This is a genomic window from Bradyrhizobium sp. SUTN9-2, from assembly GCF_003122645.1.
Lineage (GTDB): Bacteria > Pseudomonadota > Alphaproteobacteria > Rhizobiales > Xanthobacteraceae > Bradyrhizobium > Bradyrhizobium yuanmingense.
Window position 1 is genome coordinate 2179357 of record NZ_LAXE01000001.1, and the last position, 15565, is coordinate 2194921.

The window sequence follows — 15565 nt, forward strand, 5'->3', positions numbered from 1 at the left end:
CCGGGCAGCAGTCTTGCAAACTGGGCCCAGTCATCCTTCCGAGGGTACAATGAACAAGCTTGCTATCGCCACGGCAGCTGCTGGATTCGCTCTCAATTCGCTGCACTCCGCGCCTCTGCCCGAAGCAGCGGCCGATGAGGTAGGCGTTTCTCAGCGCCTTGCCAAGCTAGACGACTTCTTCGCTCGTGAGATCGCAACTAAACGCATGCCAGGCGCGGTGGTTGCAATTGCAAGAGACGGAAAGTTGATTCACTACAAAGCGTACGGCCAACTCGACCCCACAAAAGGGAGGCCGATGCGGCTCGATGCGATCTTCGCGCTTGCGTCTATGACCAAACCGATGGTGGCCGTTGCGGGGCTAATCCTCATGGAGCAAGGTCGCCTGCCTCTACAAGCCAAGCTTACGGATTACTACCCGGAATTCGCAAACATGAAGGTGGCAGTGCCACAGCATGACGGGTCATTAGAATTTCGAGCACAGAGTTCTGCGATCTACATCCACGATCTTTATTGCCACACATCCGGACTCACCTACGGTGCGCCCGGCAGCTCAGACCAAGTGGCGCGTCTCTATCCCGGTTTCGCCGATCCGCCCCTAAGGGGCGATAAGCAGGCTTTCATCGAAGCGATTACCAAGCTGCCGCTAGCGCACCAACCGGGGACTGAATTCGAATACGGCTTCTCGACTGACGTGCTGGGAGCTGTCATTGAACAGGTCAGCGAACACCGATTGGGCGACTATCTCACCCGCAACCTATGGAAGCCCATTAAAATGCAAGATGCCACTTTCCATTTGTCGGAATGGCAACGCGAGCGCCTCGCGCGTCCATTTTCGGAGGACCCCCTGACGGGAAAGCCGCAAGACATCGAACTCCTCGAAAGCCAGACGAAGTTTGGCTGCGGGGGAGCCTGCGCATTTGCGACAGTGGGTGACTACGTGCGCTTTGGACAAATGCTGCTCAACGGTGGGGAGCTGGACGGGCAGCGAATTCTTGGTCCGAGGACGGTGGGCCACATGATCTCCAACCACCTTGGGCCAGAGATCAAAAATATAGTCGCCAATGTCGAGCCGCATCGTGCCGGCTTCGGCTTCGGGCTTGGAGTGGCTGTACGGCTAACCGCGGGGCTCTCGGCGGTTCCGGGCAATCCAGGAGAGTTCACCTGGACCGGCGCCTACGGCACACAATTCTTCTGCGACCCAAAAGAGCGTCTGGTCGTGGTGGTCGGAACGGCAGCGCCCGGGGAAATCCGGAAGTACTACCGCGAACAAGTCCAGTATATCGTCTATTCCGATGACTTTCCGCCAAAAGGCTCGATGATCCGTTTTGGGTAGTGGGTAGGCAGTGTTGGTAGTACCCATGGATTTCGACTGAGTCTTGCCGTTGCCATTCATCCGTGTCGGATGGATCGTACCAATGCTTCAAGACGCGATCGCCTTTCGAAGAAGCCCCTGCAAGCCGGTGAGTGTCGCGATGCGCCCAGACGTCGCGCCTTGCCAACGATTGGCTTGCGTGATGAACGCTCCTTGATGATAACTTTAAAACGTCCGGTCTCTTGCCCGCTGCGCCGTAGGGATGACGTGCGACCAGCCGCTATTACCAAAGTCAGATCGAGTCGATCCAGACCCTAAATCAACGTCAGCGGGGCGCATCGCGGCTCGGTCCATTGCCGCCTCTCTTCCTCGCTCGACGGCCACTTTTGAACGGGCTGCCTGTGCAGTCGCGATGATGAGAGCATGAACACCTCGTTGGTCAGCAATCGGGAAGCCTGATTGGAGGCGGGCAGTGCAGTGCCCGTCAACTGCGCAATTCTATTCGACAATCAGGCTGATGAGTGTAGCGATTGTAGGATAGTCTCCGTGCAGAGGTGCGCCATCGTACCGATTTGTTGATGTGCTCACATCTCCGAAACGGAACGCCATTGGCATGACAGGTCCATGGCAAGGCTACTGGTGGGTGGCTGGGTTCACAATTTCGCAAATCTCAGCGGTCGCTCGATATCTTAAGTGGTTGGCTTCGCTGGCCCGGTTCTTGCTGACCGTGAGCAAGCCGTAACGGCGACGACTACTCACTTGGAAGGTTTCATGGAGGATGTAACGGAAACGTTCTACAGCGTGATCAGACGTCAGGGTATCACGCGCCGAAGTTTCCACAAATTCTGTAGTGTGACGGCCGCGAGCTTGGGACTTGGTTCGCTCACCGCAAGCAGTATTGCCCACGCTCTGGAAACCAAACCGCGTGTGCCCGTCATCTGGTTGCACGGGCTCGAGTGTACCTGTTGCTCGGAAAGCTTTATCCGCTCGGCCCATCCCTTGATTAAAGACGCGCTGCTGTCGATGATTTCGCTTGACTACGACGATACGCTCATGGCGGCGGCTGGACACCAGGCTGAGGCCATCCTGGAAGAAACCCGTGCCAAGTACAAAGGCCGGTATGTGCTCGCAGTCGAAGGCAATCCGCCGTTGAAGGAGGGTGGCATGTTCTGCATTGACGGCGGCAAACCGTTCGTTGAAAAGCTCAGGTGGATGGCGGAAGGGGCCATGGCGATCATCGCTTGGGGCACGTGTGCGTCCTGGGGATGCGTGCAAGCGGCCAAGCCCAATCCGACTGGCGCCGCAGCGATCGATAAGGTGATCATCGGCAAGCCCATCATCAAGGTGCCCGGGTGCCCTCCTATCGCAGAGATCATGAGTGGTCTCGTGACTTTCATAGTCACGTTCGGAAAGCTTCCGGAGCTCGATCGCCTCGGACGTCCAAGTATGTTTTACTCCGAGCGCATTCACGACAAGTGCTATCGGCGTTCCCATTTCGACGCTGGCCAATTCGTCGAAAAGTGGGACGATACATACGCCCGCAAGGGCTATTGCTTGTACAAGATGGGTTGCAAGGGGCCAACCACCTACAATGCCTGTTCGGCCGTTCGGTGGAACGGCGGCGTCTCATTTCCCGTTCAATCCGGTCACGGCTGCCTTGGTTGTTCTGAGGACAGCTTCTGGGACAAAGGGTCATTTTACGACCGAGTCACAACCATCAAGCAGTTCGGCATCGAGGAGAACGCCGATAAGATCGGCATGGCCGCTGCCGGAGTGGTCGGGCTAACGGTCGCTGCTCATGCGGCGGTAACCGCCGTGAAGCGGTTGACCCACAAGCCGGATCGCGCGGCCGATAAAGGCGACCCGAGTTGAGGAGACATGACGGTGGCCGTCCAGACGCCGAATGGGTTCAGTCTCGATTGTTCCGGCAGGCGAATCGTCATCGATCCGCTGACGCGGATCGAAGGCCACCTCCGCGTCGAAGCCAATCTCGATTCCGACAATGTAATTCGCAATGCGGTCTCAAGCGGGACGATGTGGCGTGGCATCGAAGTCATCCTGCGCGGGCGGGATCCGCGCGACGCCTGGGCGTTCACCGAGCGAATCTGCGGGGTCTGCACCGGCACCCATGCGCTCGCCTCCGTGCGCGCGGTTGAAAATGCACTGGGAATTACGATTCCGGAGAATGCCAATTCGATCCGTAATATTATGCAGTTGTGCCTGCTCGTGCATGATCACCTCGTACATTTTTATCACTTGCATGCGCTGGATTGGGTCGACGTGGTTTCCGCGCTCAAGGCCGATCCCAAGTCAACCTCCGCACTCGCACAGTCTATCTCGCCGTGGCCGCTGTCATCCCCCGGCTATTTCAGAGATTTTCAGATCCGGCTCAACAAATTCTTCGGGTCAGGGCAACTCGGTCCGTTCAAGAATGGCTATTGGGGGCATCCGGCCTACAAGCTACCACCGGAAGCAAACCTGATGGCGGTAGCTCATTATATGGAAGCACTCGACTTCCAGAAGGAGATCGTCAAGATCCAAGCTATCTATGGTGGCAAGAACCCGCATCCGAACTGGCTGGTCGGCGGCGTACCCTGCGCGATCAACATCGACGGAATCGGTGCGGTGGGCGCGATCAATATGGAACGACTGAATGTCGTGTCCTCGATCATCGCCCGCTCAATCGAGTTTGTCGAGCAGGTCTATCTGCCCGACATTGCTGCAATCTGTTCGTTCTATAAGGATTGGCTCCACGGCGGTGGGCTGTCGAGCAAAAGCGTGATGTCCTATGGCGACATCCCCGAAAACGCCAATGACTGCTCTGCGAAAAATCTCAAGCTGCCGCGCGGGGTCATTCTTAATGGCAATCTCGACGAGATACTGCCGATCGACCATGGTGATCCCGAGCAGATCCAGGAATTCGTCGCGCATTCATGGTATAAATACCCCAGTGATCGCGGTGGGCTCCATCCCTGGGACGGGATTACCGAGCCGAGTTTTGAACTTGGGTCAAAATTCAAAGGCAGCAAGACAGATATCAAGGAACTCGACGAAGGCGGCAAGTATTCCTGGATCAAAGCGCCGCGCTGGCGCGGACACGCCGTCGAGGTCGGGCCGTTGGCGCGATACATCATTGGTTATGCGCAAGGCAAAGCCGAGTTCAAGGATCCCGCCGAGAGACTGCTCAAAGGGCTCAATCTCCCTCTGACTGCGCTGTTCTCGACTCTTGGCCGTACAGCGGCGCGGGCGCTCGAATGCCAGTGGGCGGCGCATCAGATGCGTTATTTTCAGGATAAGCTCGTAGTCCAGCTCAAGGCAGGCAGTACGGCAACTGCCGACGTTAGCAGGTGGGGCCCGGAAAGCTGGCGTAAGGAGGCGAAGGGCTACGGGTTCACTGAGGCACCCCGCGGTGCACTCGGCCACTGGATCAAAATCAAAGACGCTAAGATCGACAATTATCAATGTGTCGTTCCGACGACGTGGAACGGATCTCCTCGGGATTCCGAAGGCAATATTGGCGCTTTTGAAGCTTCGCTGATCGGTACCCCGATGGTCGATCCGCAGCGGCCCCTGGAGATCTTGCGCACGATCCATTCCTTTGATCCGTGCTTGGCTTGCTCGACTCACGTGATGAGTCCTGAAGGCCAAGAAATGGCTTCAGTCAAAGTGCGTTAGGTCCATGCTGGATAGGGCTCGGAAGCTCCTCGCCGCCGACGATGCGGCACCGACTGATCGCAGCATTGGCGGTGCCGTCGCCTACGTTTATGCGCCGGTGCGACTGTGGCATTGGGCTAACGCGGCGGCCATTCTGGTACTAAGTTTAACCGGCTACCTTATTGGGACGGGCACACCAGCGATGAAGGGAGAGGCAAGCGGCGATTTCCTGTTCGGCTATATCCGCTTTGCCCATTTCTCGGCGGGATATGTCGCCAGCGTTGGCTTTCTTCTGCGCATCTACTGGGCCTTGATGGGAAATGCGCATGCCATGCAGATCTTTTGCGTGCCGCTCTGGCGCGGGTGCTTTTGGCGTGAGGTGTATCAGGAGATTCGCCGGTATGCGTTTCTTACAGGGGAGCCTGACAGGCGCCTCGGGCACGACCGCCTTGCTCAGCTCGCAATGTTCTTCATGTTTACACAGACGATGACCTTCATGGTCGTCACAGGCTTTGCACTTTATGGGCAAGGTGCCGGTACTGACAGCTGGCAGTACAAGATGTTCGGCTGGGTGTCTTCAATCTGGCCGAACAGTCAGGACGTCCACACCTTGCATCATCTCGGTCTGTGGGTCATCGTGATGTTCTCGCTGGTCCACATCTACGCGGTGATCCGGGAAGACATCATCTCGCGCCGCAGCTTCTTTTCCAAAAGATCGGCTGAGCGCGGGTTTGGCGATTGACCGGGAAGCGGATGCTCGATTCGAAAGACAAAAAAAGGATTCTCGTTCTCGGCATCGGGAATATCCTGTGGGCCGATGAGGGCTTCGGCGTGCGTGTGGTCGAGGAGTTTCATCGCCGCTACGCGGTCGACAATAATGTCACCGTCCTCGATGGCGGCACCCAAGGGCTCTACCTTGTCAGTTTTCTTGAACAGGCCGATTGCCTGATCGTGTTCGATGTCATCGACTATGGATTGCTGCCCGGGCAGTTGGAGCTTGTACGAGATGACGAAGTGCCAAGATTTACTGGTGCCAAGAAAGTGAGCCTACATCAGACCGGTTTTCAGGAGGTCTTAAGCGCGGCCGATTTTCTTGGCCGCCGTCCGCGAGAGCTCGCTCTCATCGGCTGTCAGCCGTTGGACGTGGAGAATTGGGGCGGTCCTCTGACCACGCCGGTGCGCTTTCAGATTGCGCCTGCGATCGAACTAGCTTGTAAGCTTCTAGCGCAGTGGGGCTCGCCAGTGAAACCGCGGGGCGCGCCGCTGCCTGCATCAGAACGGCTGTTGGCAAACAATACTGACCATGCGAGTTATGAGATGAAGGCGCAGCCCGTCTAGCGGCCTGCGACTTACAATGTGCCTTGGCTTGCCAATGACGATTGCCGAGACCGACGGAATCACGGCGCTGTGCGAGTATGGCAATGAACAGCGGCGCGTCTCGGTCATGCTGCTCCCCGATGTACCGGTCGGCGCCAAGGTGCTCGTCCATATCGACAGCGCGGTGCGGGTTTTAGACGACAAGGAAGCAAGGCTGATCTCGGACGCACTTGACGGGCTTGAGGCCAGCCTCAACGGCCAGGACATCGATCGATACTTTGCGGACTTGATCGGTCACGAGCCACAATTGCCGGAGCACTTACGCTAGCCATTCCGCTCGCTTGCGCCGAGTGGCGCTCTAACAAATCGAATTCCAGTCGCACGTAACGTTTGCCTGTAAAATATCAGGCGCTTTGCCGTTGGTTCGAGCGCGAGGCGCAGCCAGAGAATGATTGGCATGCGCCTTGCTAACGGCCTGCTAGCAGAATCGAACATTATCAGAAAGGCGTCTGATGAAATTGCAGCCGGCGCAGCATGGTTCGGCACGACCCACTCCGTCCGACGTGGAGAGCATCAGCGTTGATGCGCGCCTAGCCGCGCATGCTCAAGTGACGGTGACTGTGATGCCGCTGTCAGCGGCCGAGCTCCGGATCATCCAGCTCGCATCCTTCCTTCCTGAAGTTGTCAAGAAGTTTCGGCAAGGCACGCAAGGCGCAGCGGTTTCCCGCATCGTTAGTGGCACACGCGTCGGCAGGCTCGGCCGACGTAGACCGTCGAGGGCGAGCCCATGCGCTAGGCACGATGAACTCTGCTCGGTCGGCAAGAGATCGGGCCGTTTGTTTGCGATCAACCGCATCTCCGTACAGATCATTCGGGCACACGCCAGCACTTGCGTCGGCAAGTGCATTGCCGCTCGATGCAGACACCGGAACCTCGCATCATGAAATCAGCGACCCCCGTTGTTTCCGGCGGCGCCGTCCGGGTAACAAGCGACCTTGCCAATGGCTCTGCAACTCTCGATGCATTCCATACACGCCCCACGAGCGCGCTCGCCGGCCGCGCCTGGCGCGATGCGGACGAGCGTGGAAGGAACTATCCGAACGCCACCTTGCTGTTAGCAAACGCCGCTGCTGCCGTTCGCGGTCAGAGAAGCGGTGCTCGGACACAACTGTACGGACTCGCACATCTCAGCGATGGCGAACGCAAGTTGATTGACGACCTGCTCGGAGAAGGTGAGGTGGCCGGCGTGGTTGCGCTGCCAGATGGCTCCTTGGCGCAAATCCGGGAGTCCGTGCTTGCCGGAATTTGGCGCTTGCGCATCGGCACCGAGCTCGCGCACGAATATATTGAGGTCGGCTCGATTCCGCAGATTGTTCGGCGTGCCGCAACTGATCTGACGTCGGCCTATCTTGTGATCGGCACGCCGCCGAATGGTGCGATGAACGTTCAACCGGTGCTGGCCGAAATACGCGAGCGGGCGGGGGTCTGGCGATTAGGCATGCACGCCCATGTCATCAATCTTACGTCACTGCCAATGAGCATGACCGACTTGGCATTCCTACAGCAAAGCTTGGGCAATGGACCGGTCCAACTCATGTTGCACGGCTACGGAACCTGCCGAGTACAGGCGACCAGGATTAGGAATGTCTGGTCCGTGCAGTTCTTCAATTCTACGGACGACATCATCCTCGATACACTGGAGGTCGGGGGCGTACCGATTGTTACGTTGGCTGCCGATGAGGATTTCCAGGACTCAGCCGAGCGCATGCAGGAAATTATCGAGGCGTACTTCACATGAAGAGCTCTCTCGGGCATTCGGCATCGGGTGTGATCCCGCAGCCGGCGCATGCGCGTGGACTATAGCTTGCGCGGGATGATGGCGGAGTGTTGCCCATGAGTCTTGTTGCGCGCAACAAAATCGATGTCCGCGTACTGCTAGCTGCCGACGTAGTCGCCTCGGTCGAGATCCTGCCGCGAGTCCGGCCGCCGCTAGCGCGGATGTTCGCCGGAAAGGAGCCCTCGACAGTGCTCAACGTGCTGCCGCGGCTTTTCGCGTTGTGTGTCGCTGCGCAGCAAACTGCATTCTTGTCCGCGATCGAGACGGCGCGCGACGAGGTGATCACCCGCGCAACAAGACAGCAGCGTATTGCACTTATCGTTACTGAGCGCATCGCGGATTTGGCCCGGAGCCTTTTTGTCGGACATCTTACATTTGATGTCGCCAGTGCGGCGGCAATTCGCTCCCTGATGTCGGAATTGTCAGCGTTTGTCCGCTCCGCGCAGCCAGCCTGGAGCTCCGCTCAACGCGAAGCAACCGCGCGGATTGTCGCTGCGCTAGCCGCGCTCGGTCTAGATGAGAGGGAGGCGCTGAGGTCTGGTAGTCCGCTGGCGGTTCGCGTTGCGGAGCTTAATGACGTCGACGTGAAGTCAATTCCGGCGGGGCACTCATTCCTGTCTGTTGCTGACGACCCCAGCATCACGAAGCGGTTGCTCGGGGATGACTCGACGTTCTGCTATTGTCCCGATGTTGACGGACATGTGCCCGAGACGGGTCCATGGGCGCGCCAGATCAGACGGGATCGGGTCCCGCTGGTACCCTTCGGTGCGGTCGAGCGGCTGATGGCCAGAATTAATGAAATCTTGCGGCTATGTGCCTGGCTCAAGGCCGGCACTCAGATTGGCGCCGCGGAGCGTGGGATTATCGAAAGATATAAGCTAGGGCCGCGCCGTGCAGCGGCAGCGGTCGAATGCGCCAGGGGCCGTCTCTACCACGCGGTTGAACTCGATGCTCAGGGTAGAATATCCCGCTTCGAATTTCTTGCGCCGACGGAGTGGAATTTTCACCGGCGCGGGCCGCTTGTACGGAGCCTGCAAGGCGCGGTGCTGACGGCTCGAAGACGCGAAGATGCAGTCCACGCGCTGATTGCATCGCTCGATCCGTGCGTCGCGTTCACCCTCAACCTTGGCGAAGTTCGCGATGCATGAAATGGCGATTTGTCTTGGCATCATTCAGATCGTCGAGGAGAAGGTACACGAGCGATCCTCTTCGCGGGTGCGGAGCATCTGTCTGGAGATGGGAGCGCTGAGTCATGCGGCCCCTGAAGCGATCAGGTTCTGCTTTGCTACCGCTGCAATGCGGACCGTTGCCGAGGGCGCGGCTCTTAATATCGTCGAACTGCCAGGCGTTGCATGGTGCATGAGCTGTTCGAAGAGCGTCGAAATCGCTCGGCGCGGTGAGTGCTGCCCTTGCTGCGGCAGCTATCACTTGCAGGTGACCGCGGGCGAACAGATGCGGGTGAAAGAGCTGGAGATCGATTGATGTGTACTGTTTGCGGCTGCCACGAACGGACGCCGTCCACAAAAAGCCCCGCGGAGAATAATGCGGAGAGCCATGAGCGACCCCTTCAGGGAGATCGCGACTGCCATTCTGCTCTTCCGCCGGGCGACCGACGGCCGCCGCCGTCGAATCACGCTGGTGATAGCTATAATCGCTGTCTTAGCTCAGCCAATCACCATGCGCATAACGCGCAGGCGCTTCCGAGCGGCGTCGATCCGCCTGATGTGAGGGGCTGTGGCAGGAGCGGAAAACGGCTCGTTGAGATTGAGCGCGATATCCTGGACAAGAATAATGAAATTGCGGCGAACAACCGCGCGCTCTTCGCAGCCGATGACCTGCTTGTATTCAATCTTTTGTCCAGCCCCGGTGCCGGTAAAACGACGCTGCTCGTCCGGGCGGTGTCCGAGCTCAAGTGTAGCCGGTGGGTCGGGGTCATCGAAGGGGACCAGCAGACCTCGAACGATGCCAGACGGATTCAGGCCGCCGGCGTGCCCGCCGTTCAAATCAATACCGGCAAGAATTGTCATCTCGACGCGGCAATGATTGGCGAGGGTTATCGCCGCCTGCCGCTGCTCTCAGGCGGTATTCTCTTCATCGAGAACGTGGGTAATCTGATCTGTCCTGCCGCCTTCGATCTTGGCGAAGCCTGCAAGATCGTAGTGTTCTCGATCACTGAAGGTGAAGACAAGCCGCTCAAGTATCCCGATGTGTTTGCCGCTTCGTCGCTCATGGTGATTAACAAGATTGATCTAGCGTCGGCGCTCGAATTCGATTTGGGCAAGGCCATCGAATACGCCAGACGGGTCAACCCGACGATCGAAGTGATTGTAGTTTCGGCTCGGACTGGCGAAGGCTTTGCAGCGCTCTACGCCTGGATCGATAGACAAGCGAGCTGTCTGAGGCGCGCCTTCCAGGACACAGGGCGATGAGCGCCGGAGCCTCCTGCGACCGAACACGGCTGCGCGTCATCGTGAGTGGGGCAGTGCAAGGTGTCGGCTTTCGTCCTTACGTCTATGGACTTGCCATTCGGTACGGATTGGCGGGGTTCGTCATCAATAGCGCTGAGGGCGTTATCATCGAGGTTGAGGGCCACCGTGCCCTAGAGTTTGTCGCTACGTTGCCGCTCGAGGCGCCTCCATTGGCACGCATAGTCGACATCTGCGTTCGGGAGACTGCCGCGCGCGCGGAGAAGGGCTTTTCGATCGGTACGAGCGAAGCCGGCAAATTGTCGACGCAGATCGTCGCTGACGCCGCGGTCTGCCAGCAATGCCTCAAAGAGCTATTCGATCCAGAAAATCGGCATTACCTTTACCCTTTCATTAGTTGCTGCCATTGCGGCCCACGCTACACCATCGCCGAACGGCTTCCGTACGATCGTCGCAATACTGTGATGAGGGCTTTTGGTTTGTGCGCCGCGTGCGTGGCTGACTATGCCGATCCGGCAAGCCGCAGGTTTCACGCGGAGGCGATCGCGTGCCCAGCATGCGGTCCTCGGCTGAGCCATGGGATCAGCGATATTGTCGCGGCAATCGCGCGGGGGCAGATCGTGGCGATAAAGGGGCTGGGCGGATACCAGCTTCTTTGCGATGCGCGTAATCAGGACTCCGTGCAACGTTTGCGTAGGAGAAAGCACCGCCTTCAGAAGCCGTTCGCGGTTTTAGTCGATTCCATCGAGCGCGTCAGCGAGATCGCGGGGGCGAGCGCGCCCGAGCTAGCGCTACTAGAATCCGTAGCTCGACCGATCGTCCTCCTGCCATCGCGCAACAATCTAGCGCCTGCCATAGCTCCCGGTTTGTCGCGAGTAGGTGTCATGCTGCCCGTAGTGCCGCTGCATCACCTCATCTTCCATGCGCTTGGCTCGCGAGGTGCGCGTGCGGGGTCTAGCCCGGTCATCGTCGCCACCAGTGCCAATGTTTGCGGCGAACCGCTCCTGATTGACAACGCGCAGGCGCTGCGGCGGCTCGACGGAATCGCCGATCTTGTCGTGACCCATGATCGCGATATCTTGACAAGTGCCGATGATTCCGTGGTTTCGGTGGTGGCTGGCCGGCCGCAATTCGTTCGTCGTGCCCGTGGCTATGTTCCCGAGCCGATCCGGCTTGCGAGATCCGTCCCGTCCGTGCTCGCCGTCGGCGGCGAACTGAAGTCGACCGTCACAATCACCCGGGACAACCAAGCGTTCGTCTCTCAGTATATTGGCGATCTAAATACGGCCGAAGGCATCCGTGTGTTCGAGAAGACGATCCGACATCTCACATCGATCCTTGACGTGGAGCCTGTCGCATTCGCCCATGATCTGCATCCCGATATGGCTTCTACCCGGTTTGCGGAAGCAAATGCTCGCGCGCTGGTCGCGGTCCAGCATCACCACGCACACGCTGCCGCAGTAATCGCCGAGCATGGCCATGCGGGACCAGCGCTTGCCCTGGTGCTCGATGGCCATGGCCTCGGCGCTGACGGCGGTAACTGGGGTGGCGAATTATTGTTGTGCGAAGGGACGTGGTTCCGACGCATAGGGCACTTAGCGCCCCTGCAGATGCCCGGTGGAGATCGTGCAGCCCGCGAGCCGTGGCGTATGGCGAGCGCAGTATTACACGGGCTCGGTAGGGGTAACGAAATCGGGCGGCGCTTTGCGGCGCAACGGCAAGCGGGGTGTGTGTCGGACTTGTTCGATCAGTCGGGCGGGACCACCACAACCAGTGCGGGACGATTATTCGACGCGGCAGCGGCGCTGCTGGGTATTGCGCATTTGCAGAGCTATGAGGGCGAAGCAGCGATGAAGCTCGAAGCGCTGGTGCGGCGGGCAACGATTCTCGAAGCCGGCTGGACGATCGACGGCGGCGTGCTGTCGCTTCGTCCGCTATTTTCGCGGTTGATTGCTGATGACATTGACGCCGCAGGTGGAGCGGGGCTGTTTCATGGCACTTTCGCCGCGGCCTGTGTCGACTGGGTCACGCGCGCTGCGCGAACAACCGGCGTCAATACCGTCGTTCTGAACGGCGGCTGCTTCCTGAACGCGGTGCTGTCGGACGAGATCCCGCGCGGTTGCAGCGCAGCCGGTCTTACACCATTGGTGCCGCGGCGGCTGCCGCCCAGTGATGGCGGTTTGAGCCTTGGCCAGGCCTGGATTGCCGCTCTACAGATTGCTCAACAGTCGTCCGCCACGAGAGGAACTGCCTGACATGTGTCTTTCGGTTCCGGCGAAGATCGTGAAAATTCTACCCAACGACATGGCTCTGGTGTCCATCGATGGCATCAGCCTGGAGATATCGATTGCTCTTGTGGACGAGCTCAATGTCGGCGATTGCGTCCTTGTCCATGCCGGCTACGCGCTCACTAAGATCGATCAGGCGGAAGCCAAGCGCACGCTGGAGCTCCTGCAGGAGCTAGGCGACGCCGCGCAGGAATGCCGATCATGAAATATTCTGATGAATTTCGCGACAAGAACATCGCGCAGGGACTTGCGCGTGCGATTGACGCTGAGGTCAGTTCGCAAAGAGCCTATCGGTTCATGGAATTTTGCGGCGGACACACTCATGCGATCTCCCGCTACGGCCTCGAGGATCTGCTGCCCGCGAACGTCCGGATGATCCACGGGCCCGGGTGTCCCGTCTGCGTTCTGCCCGCGAGCCGAATCGACATGGCGATCCGGCTGGTCGAGCGACCAGAGGTCACTCTCTGCGTCTACGGCGACTTAATGCGTGCTCCCGGGTCGCAAGGACAGTCCCTGTTACGAGCCAAAGCGCTGGGCGCTGACATTCGGATGGTCTACTCGACGCTTGACGCTATCCGGCTCGCCGAACAGATACCGGGCCGCGAAGTGGTCTTCTTTGCCATCGGTTTCGAGACCACGACGCCCCCAACGGCAATCATGATCCGGATTGCCGAGAGCAAGCGGTTGGAGGGCCTGAGCGTGTTCTGCAATCACGTGCTTACACCCTCTGCGATGCACAGCATTCTCGAGAACCCGAAGATCCGCAACACCGGCGGCGTCCCAATTGACGGCTTCATCGGACCTGCGCATGTCAGCACCATTATCGGTACGCAGCCTTACGAGCCGCTGGCAGAACAGTTCGAGAAGCCGATCGTAGTCGCGGGATTTGAACCCCTCGACGTGCTGCAAGCTATATTGATGCTGGTGCGGCAGGTGAATCAACACCGCTACGAGGTAGAAAACCAATACCGCCGTGCAGTGACACGGGAAGGCAATCTGCGCGCCAAGGGGGAGGTGTCGCAGGTATTCGAACTGCGTGATCAGTTTGAATGGCGTGGGCTCGGACTCGTACCCAACAGCGGACTGAAGCTGAAGCGGTCTTACGCAAAATTCGACGCCGAGACGCGTTTTGCGATCCATGACATGCGTGTCGCAGACAATCCGGCATGCGAGTGCTGCGCGATCCTGCGTGGCGCCAAACGGCCGGCCGATTGCAAGTTGATTGGAAAGATCTGTACGCCGGAAACGCCCATAGGGGCCTGCATGGTATCATCAGAAGGCGCTTGTGCGGCGTATTGGACATATGGTCGAGTTCGCGGTGAACAGGGGAGGCAAAGGTCATGAGCGTGAAAGCCTATCCACGCAAGCTCGACGTAAAGAGCGGGCGCGTTGAACTTTCCCACGGATCCGGGGGCCGTGCCATGGCACAGCTGATCTCCGACCTTTTTCACCAAGCCTTCGGTAATGAATGGCTCGCTCGCTGCAATGATCAGTCGGCGTTTGACGTTTCGGCAGGCAGGATGGTGATGACGACCGACGGCTATGTGGTTACCCCCCTGTTCTTTCCCGGCGGCAATATCGGGTCACTGGCTGTGCACGGCACGATTAATGATGTCGCGATGTCTGGTGCGCGTCCGCGCTATCTGTCAGCCAGCTTTATCATCGAGGAGGGTTTCCGTTTTTCGGATCTGAAGACGATCGCGGATTCGATGGGCGCGGCAGCTCGCGGGGGCGGCGTTCACATCATTGCTGGAGACACCAAAGTCGTCGAGCGCGGCAAAGCAGACGGTCTGTTCATCTCTGCGGCCGGGATCGGGTTTGTAGCCGATGGGCTGGATCTGTCCGCCGACAAGGTAAGGGTCGGGGATCGTGTGCTGGTGTCCGGAAGCCTCGGCGACCATGGGGTGGCGATTATGTCAAAACGTCAGAATGTCGCTTTTCAAACCGAAATCGTCTCGGACTCAGCAGCCTTGCATGAACTCGTAGCGGTCATGATCGCAGCCAGCCCTGGCGGCATCCGGGTGATGCGCGACCCCACGCGCGGCGGGCTCGCTGCGGCTCTTAACGAGATTGCGCATCAATCCGACGTTGGGTTCCATTTGCAGGAATCATCCATTCCGGTGAAGCCTGCGGTTGCGGCTGCCTGCGAACTTCTTGGACTAGAGCCGATCCATGTCGCCAACGAGGGCAAGCTCGTTGCGATCGTCGCGCCTGATTCGGCCGATGCCGTGCTTGCTGCCATGAAGGCGCACCCGCTCGCGTCCGATGCAGCTGATATTGGCGAGGCGGTGGCTGACGATCACAAATTTGTGCAGATGACCACCTGTTTCGGCGGCCGACGCGTCGTCGACTGGCTGTGGGGCGAACAATTGCCTCGGATCTGTTGAACAGGGTGCGCACTCTGCGGCTGACGTCATTTCAGAAACCTCCACTGATATAACTCCTTCACGCCTTCCGGCGTCCACCACCTCGGGCGGTGGCCCGCAAGACGTGGCAGCGAAGGTGCTCGCTTCCGACCACACCAACCGTCCTTCGGTCGAGTGGAAGGATTCGCATGCGCGCCGCAAGGCTAACCGGCTCATTCATGATTTCACCGCCCTGGTCGAGCGCGGCTATCTGAAACGTCTACGCGGCGTGTGGACGCCCGATCTCAAAGCCGTCGTCCCGATAAGTTAACCTGCGCCCGCGGGTAGCGCTTAGCTTTCCATGGTTGCGACCCTGTTCCTCGAGA

15 protein-coding genes are annotated in these 15565 nt (G+C 58.9%); all 15 read left to right on the forward strand.

Annotated features, from left to right (window positions below):
* Positions 1 to 49 precede the first annotated feature (49 nt).
* The 15 genes from XF30_RS10260 (at position 50) to XF30_RS39135 (ending at position 15510) form a co-directional block, all read left to right on the forward strand.
* Complete coding sequence (locus XF30_RS10260; RefSeq protein WP_109142586.1) at positions 50 to 1333, forward strand: serine hydrolase domain-containing protein; 1284 nt, start codon at positions 50 to 52, stop codon at positions 1331 to 1333.
* 750 nt (positions 1334 to 2083) lie between these two features.
* Positions 2084 to 3184: a hydrogenase small subunit gene (locus XF30_RS10265; RefSeq protein WP_109145642.1), complete on the forward strand. Its 1101-nt coding sequence runs from the start codon at positions 2084 to 2086 to the stop codon at positions 3182 to 3184.
* 12 nt (positions 3185 to 3196) lie between these two features.
* Positions 3197 to 4987 (forward strand): nickel-dependent hydrogenase large subunit, encoded by a 1791-nt coding sequence (locus XF30_RS10270; protein WP_109145643.1) that lies wholly within the window; start codon positions 3197 to 3199, stop codon positions 4985 to 4987.
* A 4-nt stretch (positions 4988 to 4991) separates the two neighbouring features.
* The gene (gene cybH / locus XF30_RS10275) at positions 4992 to 5708 is read left to right on the forward strand and encodes a Ni/Fe-hydrogenase, b-type cytochrome subunit (RefSeq protein WP_192893093.1); all 717 of its coding nucleotides are present in this window, start codon (positions 4992 to 4994) and stop codon (positions 5706 to 5708) included.
* Positions 5709 to 5719: 11 nt separating this feature from the next.
* On the forward strand, positions 5720 to 6304 hold the full coding sequence (locus XF30_RS10280) for a HyaD/HybD family hydrogenase maturation endopeptidase (RefSeq protein ID WP_109142588.1): 585 nt from the start codon (positions 5720 to 5722) through the stop codon (positions 6302 to 6304).
* 16 nt (positions 6305 to 6320) lie between these two features.
* A complete protein-coding gene (locus XF30_RS10285) occupies positions 6321 to 6611 on the forward strand; it encodes a HypC/HybG/HupF family hydrogenase formation chaperone (RefSeq protein ID WP_109142589.1) in 291 nt (96 codons plus the stop codon).
* Positions 6612 to 7223: 612 nt separating this feature from the next.
* Positions 7224 to 8081 carry a hydrogenase expression/formation protein gene (locus XF30_RS10295; RefSeq protein ID WP_192893094.1) on the forward strand — a complete coding sequence of 286 codons (858 nt, stop codon included), beginning with the start codon at positions 7224 to 7226 and terminating at the stop codon, positions 8079 to 8081.
* A gap of 95 nt (positions 8082 to 8176) precedes the next feature.
* On the forward strand, positions 8177 to 9268 hold the full coding sequence (locus XF30_RS10300; protein WP_109142591.1) for a hypothetical protein: 1092 nt from the start codon (positions 8177 to 8179) through the stop codon (positions 9266 to 9268).
* Positions 9261 to 9602 carry a hydrogenase maturation nickel metallochaperone HypA gene (hypA, locus tag XF30_RS10305; RefSeq protein WP_109145645.1) on the forward strand — a complete coding sequence of 114 codons (342 nt, stop codon included), beginning with the start codon at positions 9261 to 9263 and terminating at the stop codon, positions 9600 to 9602. The genes XF30_RS10300 and hypA overlap by 8 nt, the downstream gene beginning before the upstream one ends.
* Positions 9602 to 10549, forward strand: coding sequence for a hydrogenase nickel incorporation protein HypB (gene hypB / locus XF30_RS10310; protein ID WP_109142592.1), 948 nt, complete (start codon positions 9602 to 9604; stop codon positions 10547 to 10549). Before hypA ends, hypB begins: the two co-directional genes overlap by 1 nt.
* Complete coding sequence (gene hypF / locus XF30_RS10315; protein ID WP_109142593.1) at positions 10546 to 12801, forward strand: carbamoyltransferase HypF; 2256 nt, start codon at positions 10546 to 10548, stop codon at positions 12799 to 12801. The genes hypB and hypF overlap by 4 nt, the downstream gene beginning before the upstream one ends.
* A 1-nt stretch (position 12802) precedes the next feature.
* Positions 12803 to 13039: a HypC/HybG/HupF family hydrogenase formation chaperone gene (locus tag XF30_RS10320; protein ID WP_109142594.1), complete on the forward strand. Its 237-nt coding sequence runs from the start codon at positions 12803 to 12805 to the stop codon at positions 13037 to 13039.
* On the forward strand, positions 13036 to 14178 hold the full coding sequence (gene hypD, locus XF30_RS10325) for a hydrogenase formation protein HypD (RefSeq protein ID WP_192893095.1): 1143 nt from the start codon (positions 13036 to 13038) through the stop codon (positions 14176 to 14178). The genes XF30_RS10320 and hypD overlap by 4 nt, the downstream gene beginning before the upstream one ends.
* Complete coding sequence (gene hypE / locus XF30_RS10330; RefSeq protein WP_109142596.1) at positions 14175 to 15221, forward strand: hydrogenase expression/formation protein HypE; 1047 nt, start codon at positions 14175 to 14177, stop codon at positions 15219 to 15221. The genes hypD and hypE overlap by 4 nt, the downstream gene beginning before the upstream one ends.
* A 103-nt stretch (positions 15222 to 15324) precedes the next feature.
* Positions 15325 to 15510, forward strand: coding sequence for a DNA -binding domain-containing protein (locus XF30_RS39135; RefSeq protein WP_244608891.1), 186 nt, complete (start codon positions 15325 to 15327; stop codon positions 15508 to 15510).
* The last annotated feature ends 55 nt before the right edge of the window (positions 15511 to 15565 follow it).